The sequence below is a fragment of the Coleofasciculus sp. G1-WW12-02 genome (assembly GCF_040219735.1).
Taxonomy (GTDB): domain Bacteria; phylum Cyanobacteriota; class Cyanobacteriia; order Cyanobacteriales; family Coleofasciculaceae; genus Coleofasciculus.
In genome coordinates this window covers 1-7673 of the sequence record NZ_JAVJRX010000149.1, presented here as the reverse complement: position 1 = coordinate 7673, position 7673 = coordinate 1, and the positions used below count along the sequence as shown (strand labels likewise).

6 protein-coding genes are annotated in these 7673 nt (G+C 46.5%); 1 reads left to right on the top strand and 5 read right to left on the bottom strand.

All coding sequences use genetic code 11. The features are described from left to right. The 5 genes from RID09_RS24500 to pds all read right to left on the bottom strand — a co-directional run. Positions 1-1296, bottom strand: a 1296-nt coding sequence (locus tag RID09_RS24500; protein ID WP_446338528.1) for a WD40 domain-containing protein, incomplete at its 3' end; no start/stop codon positions are given. A gap of 291 nt (positions 1297-1587) precedes the next feature. After that, positions 1588-2514 carry a 15-cis-phytoene synthase CrtB gene (gene crtB, locus RID09_RS24495; RefSeq protein WP_446338527.1) on the bottom strand — a complete coding sequence of 309 codons (927 nt, stop codon included), beginning with the start codon at positions 2512-2514 and terminating at the stop codon, positions 1588-1590. 57 nt (positions 2515-2571) lie between these two features. Continuing rightward, positions 2572-2850, bottom strand: a complete 279-nt coding sequence (locus RID09_RS24490) for a hypothetical protein (RefSeq protein ID WP_446338526.1) — start codon at positions 2848-2850, stop codon at positions 2572-2574. Continuing rightward, positions 2838-3989 carry an RRXRR domain-containing protein gene (locus RID09_RS24485; RefSeq protein ID WP_446338525.1) on the bottom strand — a complete coding sequence of 384 codons (1152 nt, stop codon included), beginning with the start codon at positions 3987-3989 and terminating at the stop codon, positions 2838-2840. Before RID09_RS24485 ends, RID09_RS24490 begins: the two co-directional genes overlap by 13 nt. Before the next feature lie 195 nt (positions 3990-4184). Next, entirely contained in the window at positions 4185-5627 is a 1443-nt protein-coding gene (gene pds, locus RID09_RS24480; protein WP_446338524.1) for a 15-cis-phytoene desaturase, read from the bottom strand. 343 nt (positions 5628-5970) lie between these two features. Here pds and RID09_RS24475 point away from each other — a divergent pair, with 343 nt between their 5' ends. Continuing rightward, on the top strand, positions 5971-7365 hold the full coding sequence (locus tag RID09_RS24475) for a DUF308 domain-containing protein (protein WP_446338523.1): 1395 nt from the start codon (positions 5971-5973) through the stop codon (positions 7363-7365). Positions 7366-7673 lie beyond the last annotated feature (308 nt).

Genomic DNA, 7673 nt, shown 5'->3' with positions numbered 1-7673 from the left:
TGTCTTGTCGCTACTCCCACTAATCAATTGCTGTCCATCGGGACTGAAAACCACTGATGTCACTGCACCCGCATGTTCAGATAAAGTGCTAATTAACTCCCCATCCTCCAGATTCCATAGTTTCAGGGTTTGGTCACAACTTCCACTGACTAAGGTTTTCCCATCCCGACTAAAGGCAAGACAGCGAACCTCATCAGTATGTCCTTTTAATGTATACCTTTCCTGTCCAGTTCTCATGTCCCATAATTTAATTGTACAGTCTGCACTTCCACTAGCCAGCCATTGTCCATCGGGGCTAAATATGACCGCATAAATCCCACCTTGATGTCCGTTGAGTGTGATCGTATCGTTGCGAACAGAGGAACGGACATCCCAGAGTTTAATCATGCCATCCCGACTCCCACTGGCAAGAATTTGCCCATCGGGACTAAAGGCTACGGTATGAACTTTTTCCCCATGTCCTTTAAAAATGCGTTTTTGGGCTAAAGTATTGGCATCCCAAAGTTTCACAGTACAGTCAGCACTCCCACTCGCCAAGGTTAAGCCATCGGGACTAAAGGCGACGGCGAGAAAATAGTAAAAATAGCCCTTTAGACTGCATTTTTGCTGTCCGGTGCGAGTATCCCACAGCTTAATCGTATGATCCGCACTACCACTGGCTAAGGTTTGTTCGTGAGGATTAAAGGCGATGGATAAAACCGGGTGGGAATGTCCTTTGAGGATCAGGTGTTTTTGTCCCGTGTGAATATCCCACAATTGGATTGTATTATTAATCGTGTTAGTGGCAATAATTTGCCCGTCTGGGTGAAGAGTCAGAGTGGTAATGGGCGCTAAATTTCCGGTGAGGCTGTTGACACATTGCCATCGGGAAATGTTGTCTGGTAAAAGCAGTTGAACTTCTACAGTAGACTGAATCCTGGGAGAATTGGGATTAATGGGTTCTGGGATTGGGAATTGTGCGATCGCATCGTGTAATTCGGTAATCTGGGATCTGAGGGAGTCTGAGTTTGTAACTTGTTGTTGGAGTTGTGCGATCGCATCGTGTAATTTTGCAATCTGGGATCTGAGGGAGTCTGAGTTTGTAGCTTGTTGTTGGAGTTGTGCGATCGCGGTTTGTGTCTGTTGATGAGTCTTCTGATAAAATCGCCCTCGATTAGCTAGATTCAATCCCAGAGTAATCGTAATCGGTGCGGCGGCGTAAACCGCCTGCTGAGTTGCGGCGGTGATAACCGTTCCCAAGGCTGAACCAGCGAGGAAAAGGTATTCAGTAATCTTTAGCCAGTGGCGGTTACTCATAGCGGGTGCAACGGGAATATAGGTTGCGGGATTAGGTAAAAGGGTAGCCTAATTTTCACAGCATCTGGCAAAATCAAGGCGGGAATATTTTGTTTTTTGTGTAGGGGCGGGTTTGACTACTATCGTTCCTTACCTCATGATCGCGAATCGCTTGTTTGAGAAACGCCGACTGATTGTGGAATTATCAATTTAGTCAGGGATAAACAAAGCAACAAATTTAAGAATTTGGGCGCAAAGCTTTGCGCCCCTACCAGCAACTTTCAAAAACAAATGACCAGTGATCAATGACGATTAAAGCGCCTGTGCCCGCAACCAAGCGACTGGTAAATACAGCAACTTCCGCCCCTTAGACACATAAGCCCGTTGCGTAAACACATCATAATTATTACGCTCAATTACATCTAAAATCCCCTGATACAGCATCGTAGCCGCCCAGACGGGCCAACGGGCATCCCGACTCAGCGCCCCAATACCCTTTTCTGCGTAAGTATAAAACTTACGCGCCCGTTGAATTTGGAAGCGCATCAGTTCCTGCCAGCGCTCGTCAACAACTCCCTTAAATAAATCCTCTTCGGTATAATTAAATAGCGCCAATTCATCTAATGGCAGATAAATTCGACCTCTTTGTGCATCTTCGCCAACATCGCGCAGGATATTTGTCAACTGTTTAGCAATCCCTAACGCGATCGCTTCCTCTACTGGATTCGTCTCAAATTGACCATTCCAGGGCGTTTGACTCCAAGCCAAGTCAAATCCTAGCACTGGACTCGTCATTAACCCCACCGTACCCGCCACACGATAGCAGTACAGCTTAAGTTCTTCAAAGGTTTCATAACGGCTGCGGAATAAGTCCATCCGTTGACCCGCGATCATATCCCGAAATGGTTGAATATCCATCGGGAATCGTTGCAACGTATCCACTAACGCCACATCCGCGTCCTCGATTGGCTGTCCCGCAAAAACCGATTCTAACTGCTGTTCCCAGCGTTCCAAGGTTTCCGGCGTCGTTAAACGGGCTTGGGGACCATCCACCAGTTCATCGGTTCGCCGACACCAGAAATATATTGCCCATATCGCACGACGCTTTTCTTCTGGCATAAGTAAGGTAGCCAGATAAAACGTTTTGGCGTATTTGGCTGTAATCTGACGGCAGATTTCATAAGCCTCAGATTCAGGAACCAGCTTTCTCATGGGCGGAGATTTAGGCAATTGAAGCATTCGTTGCAGGCAATCGGTTGGGGGTTAAGGAGTCGATCCTGGATTGAGTCATAAAAGTCAAACGTCATGTTCCAGATGTGCCATGGCACGTCTGTACATAAATCCTCGGCTATTTAAGGACTGCTCGGTTTCATCCCTCGGATGAATCACGAGGGCTTTCACCTTCGCTTTTGTGTAAAGACAGATCGTGGAGTTAGGATGAGCAAGTTTCCTCTCAACCCGCCCCGACAACGAAATCGTGGGTATCCCCGTCCTCCACGAAGTAGGGCGGGGAGGGATAGCGGGTGGAGTGAGGGGTTCGATGCCCCGAACACTACCAATTTTTAAGCCACGCATAAACCATTAGATCTCCGAATTAACTCCATCTTTTTGGGTGAAAATAAACCAATTCGCTTCCACTGCCAGTCGTAGACAGCAAATACTTTCACTTTTGGTGAATAACCTCCCACGTAGCCCATATAACTGACTCCAGATTTCTCGGCTCTAACTAAGTCAGCAACACGAAAACCTTTAACTGTTCCGTGGATACCTTTTGGTTTTCTAATTCCTGCCTTACTGGTAATCTCAAAATGCAGTTGGCGACGGAAGAATCCGTATTCTTTTCCCCGCTTAATAGCACCAGGGCGGGTGATGATTTTGAAGGGAGAGGAAGTGACGTTGACGTTACCCTTCCAAACGTAGCCGTGAGAGTTAGAACCAGTAAAGCGAACATACTTGATAAAGTATCCGCACGCTAGCGCCACTCCATCGACGGCGTGGGTGTCTGGTTTAGCAACGGACTTGTTCTTCTTGTCCTTGTCTAGTCCGAGTTGAGTTCGGATTTGAGAGGTTCCATTCCCGTCCTCGTGCCAGCCATGCCGGACGTAGACGGGAGCCATCTTCTCCATCTGAGATATTGCCCAGTTTTGTCCAACCATGACGGGGGAGAATCCCTTGCCTGATTTGGCTTTCTTCCGTTTGGTTTGGTCTACATCGGCTTTAACGCGCTCGTAACCAATGGCAGTTATCGGAAATATCTTCGTCACTTCAGTGACTACCCTTAGCTCCAGTTGTCTCGAAGCTCTGATGGATGGAGGTAATTTACATTGCTTGCGGTTGTCGAACCGACACTGGCGATGATTGCGCTGTTTAAATGAAACCTTACGGGTAATCCTCCTACCCCGCCGAGAACGACGAAGGGTGGCTCTGGTTTTCATCCGTTCCTTGACACGACCGAAAGGGAGGATCAGATGTAATTGCAGTAGAGTACTACGGGCAGATTGAACGCCAACTCCGGAATAGGATTTACCGGGGTCTACCCCAACAGCAATCGGTTGCACTGCCTCTGCCGATGGTGCGGTGAGCTGAACGTAGTAGACACCGAGGTCTGACCATTTCCCGACAGCTTTGCCTTCTTTTACCCACCGTCTAGCCCTAGACGCTTTGGTAGGCATCAGTGGTTTTCCTTCTTTGCTAACTACTGGAACACGATTCATAGGAGATAATCCACTCGTGCAATGTTTACGTCCCTTAAGGCATTAGTAGGGGTGTGTCCTGGCATCACCCAGCGTAAGCGAGATTCCTAGACCTACATTTAAACCCGAACTAGGGAAGTGTTCGGAAGTGTTGCCCCTACTAACTCATGCCCTATTCATGACTTCCTCCCAGGTTCCCTCTGGCAATCCCCGTCCTCACGAAGTAGGGCAGGGTTCATGAACCTCTTTACTGTCCACCTGCTTAAACACCCTTTGACTTAACTCTCCTGACTCATGACGCCTGACAATCACCTGCGATGTCAGCTTACCAGAAAGTACGGCACCCTCCATACTGGCAAGGTAACGTTGCATGGTGTAATCGCCAGTCAGATAAAAATTGGCGATGGGCGTTTCTTGGGAGGGGCGATGGGCTTGTCGTCCCGGAATAGCTTTGTAAACTGAACGTGGGGTTTTGACGATGTGATACTTGAGCAACTGGGCAGGGGTATCATTGTCAAAATGCTTGGGGAAGAGTTTCTTAAGTTCTGCCAACGTCGCCTCAACAATATCCTGATCGGATTTACCAATCCAATCTTTAGCAGGGGCGAGGACTAATTCCAGCATAGAACGGTCAGGGTTGGCATATTCCCGACAGGTATTGCTCATGTCAGCATAAACTGACAAAAGCGGCGATCGCGAAAACAGGAGATGGTCAATATCTGTTAATTTCCGGTCAAACCACAGATGTAGGTTAATCACCGGAACCCCTTCTAACCCCTCTAGCTTATTGAAAAATTCCATCTTTCGCCAGGATTGAGGCATGATTAACTTTAAGGGATCTACAGGCATTGCCGAGACATAGGCATCCGCCGTCAGCACTTCGTCCCCATTTTCACCCCGAATTAAAAATCCCTGTACCGTCTGATCCGGATTGAGTAAAAATTCCTTCACCGGAGCCTTTAATCGCACGTCTCCACCCCTTGCCGTAATATAGTCTACCAGGGGTTTACAGAGGCGCTCCGTTGGGGAACCATCCAGGAATGCCATTTTTGACCCATTCTTTTCCTGGAGAAAGCGATTCAGTGCCGTCAACACCACGGTTGCCGAAATTTCATCAGGGTTGATAAAATTAAGGGCTTTCGCCATGGCGATAAAGACTTCCTTTTCTACCCGTGGCGGTACGTTTTGGCGCTCTAACCACTCGGAGAAGGAATAGTTGTCCATCTGTTCAACATACTTCTGACCATTGATAATGGCTGGAATCAAACCCAAGCCAAACCGGATCTTCTCCGACCAGGTCAGCATATCGTTATTCCGTAGAATCGCAATAATTCCGTTAATCGGCGCCGGTAAATCCGGGAAATCAAACCTAGAGTAGGTGCCCGGTTTCTCTGGCTGATTGAAAATCATGGTATGGTCTTTCCACTGTAGCCGCTCCTCAATATCTAGCTCCTTAAACAGCCGTAGCATATTGGGATAGGCACCGAAGAAGATATGTAATCCGGTTTCGTACCAGTCCCCATCTTCGTCTTGCCAAGCGGCAACTTTTCCGCCGAGAACGTCCCGACGTTCTAGAACAATAGGGGTGTGACCTGCATCCGTGAGATATTTGGCACAGGAAAGTCCAGCTAAACCCGCTCCAGCGATCGCAACTCGCATCTGATAGTAATACTCTTTAGTTAGGTGCTTGTCGGTGTAATCTGGATTTCATTATACTTTGCAATCCGTTACATTTGGTAAAAACTGTTGCCGACTTCATAGAATTAGCTCCAGGGGCGGGGGGACTGTGGGGCTAAAGGGGCTGTGGGGCTGTGGGGCTAAAGGGGCTGTGGAGAAAAATCTGCTATCTTTAGACCGCAACCTCTGGGGATGGGGAAACCCAACCCTAGGCTCAAGGAAACCTGGCGCGTGAATTTTGAGTTAACTTCCTACCCCATCTCCCTCATCTCCCCCATCTCCCTCATCTCCCTCATCTCCCCCACCCCTGTTCCCCGTGTCATCAATGATGAACAAACCGACTCAGCTAATCTACCCTACCGTCGATCTATTCTTATATGATCTGCGCGATAGTTTCGGTCAATCTCTACCTGAATTCAATCAACACCGCCAACAGTTTTGGCAAAAAATCGATCCCAGCTTAGACAATGACCAACTCAGCAAATTAGCCGCCCTAGAAAATCCCGAAGCTGATTATGTTCAACTCTTGGTTAAGGCATTTGAATCTCCCTTAGATGGATACTATCGGGTGCTACAACTTGGGGATATTTACGCCCTGCAAGTCAATTGTTCGGGGGACTATAAAGATGCTGAAACCAAACAACCTAATGATGCAACCCAACGCATTGAAACCTTAAGCAAACTCAAGAAAATTATTGCTTCTCACATTAATCATCAGTTTAATACTTGGGAACTGCTCCCTACTAAGCAAGGCACAATTGGTCAAACTTGGCTAGTGTCTGTACAAATTGCTGATAGTAATCAAGATCCCAAGCAATTGGCTAAAGACTGTTATGAACAGCTCACCCCCAATCCTAAATGGATTCCTGAATTTAGAGAACAAGGACGATTGTTGGGAGCAAGGGTATTTGAATATTGGCATTCTCCCGATAATTGGCAGCAAGACTGGACGTCTTTTAGTCAAGAAAACTATCATTTGATAATCTGTATGTTTCCGGCTGGGAAAAAAGTTACAGAAATTCGGCAAAATATGTATGATATTCACTTAGATTTAATCCGCTTATTTAGCTATCGCCATAAAATTATTTGGGCATACTGGCAAAGTCGCTGCCGTACCCAAGAGTTAAAACTTCAGTCATATAGGATTAGAAGTTTAGTTGCCAGTGTCCGTACCTTGCCAAATCCGATTCCTGCCCAAGGCTTGAATTTAAAAGAACTTCAATCAACCTTAATTCAGACCTTACCCACATTATCGGATTATGCCATGAATTTAAATGACCTAGAGTATTATATGACAACGATTCAGAGGAATTTAGAAAATTATCAAAAGCGGATTCAAAAGCTAGAACGAGAAACAAGCAGCTATTTAAAATTTTTGAACCACTTTAGTGAAGTAGCCAATGAAAAATATCTGCAACAAGTTGCCACAGATGGCGCGACATTCCGTCCAGGATTGCCATTGATGGAAAATTTGATTCGGACGATTGGTAGCGTAAGTGGTATTGAACAAACAAAGAGTAATCGCACGTTAAATACGACAGTCGCTTTAATTGGCATCGGATTGATTGTCAGCAGTATTGCCGCGACGGTTTTGGTCGAACAACTGCCCCCAGCTAAAGATACACCCTTCTTTTTTACGACTGTATTTTGGGGAAGTATTAGCACAGGGGTGATAGCTGTGGTGATTGCTTTTATCTTTCTGTTTCGCGATCGCCGTTAGAAGTTGGCGTGTCTGGAAAATGAGATGATGGGAAGTAGGGGAAGCAGAAGAAGTAGGGGAAGCAGAAGAAGCAGGGGAAGCAGGGGAAGCAGGGGAAGCAGGGGCGAGTTTTACCGCTAACGGCAAGGTTTTCACCCTGATATCCCTAAACCCGCCCCGACAGAGTACAAGCAGTTTTCGACAAATGACAAATGACAAATGACAAATGACAAATGACAAATGACAAATGACAAATGACAAATGACAAATGACAAATGACAAATGACAAATGACAAATGACAAATGACAAATGACAAATGACAAATGAC

What these genes read in the sequence shown, in the direction of transcription:
- crtB (WP_446338527.1), bottom strand. Translation starts at nt 2,514, where the DNA reads ATGCTTCAATTGCCTAAATCTCCGCCCATGAGAAAGCTGGTTCCTGAA.
- RID09_RS24490 (WP_446338526.1), bottom strand. Translation starts at nt 2,850, where the DNA reads ATGCGTGGCTTAAAAATTGGTAGTGTTCGGGGCATCGAACCCCTCACT.
- RID09_RS24485 (WP_446338525.1), bottom strand. Translation starts at nt 3,989, where the DNA reads ATGAATCGTGTTCCAGTAGTTAGCAAAGAAGGAAAACCACTGATGCCT.
- pds (WP_446338524.1), bottom strand. Translation starts at nt 5,627, where the DNA reads ATGCGAGTTGCGATCGCTGGAGCGGGTTTAGCTGGACTTTCCTGTGCC.
- RID09_RS24475 (WP_446338523.1), top strand. Translation starts at nt 5,971, where the DNA reads ATGATGAACAAACCGACTCAGCTAATCTACCCTACCGTCGATCTATTC.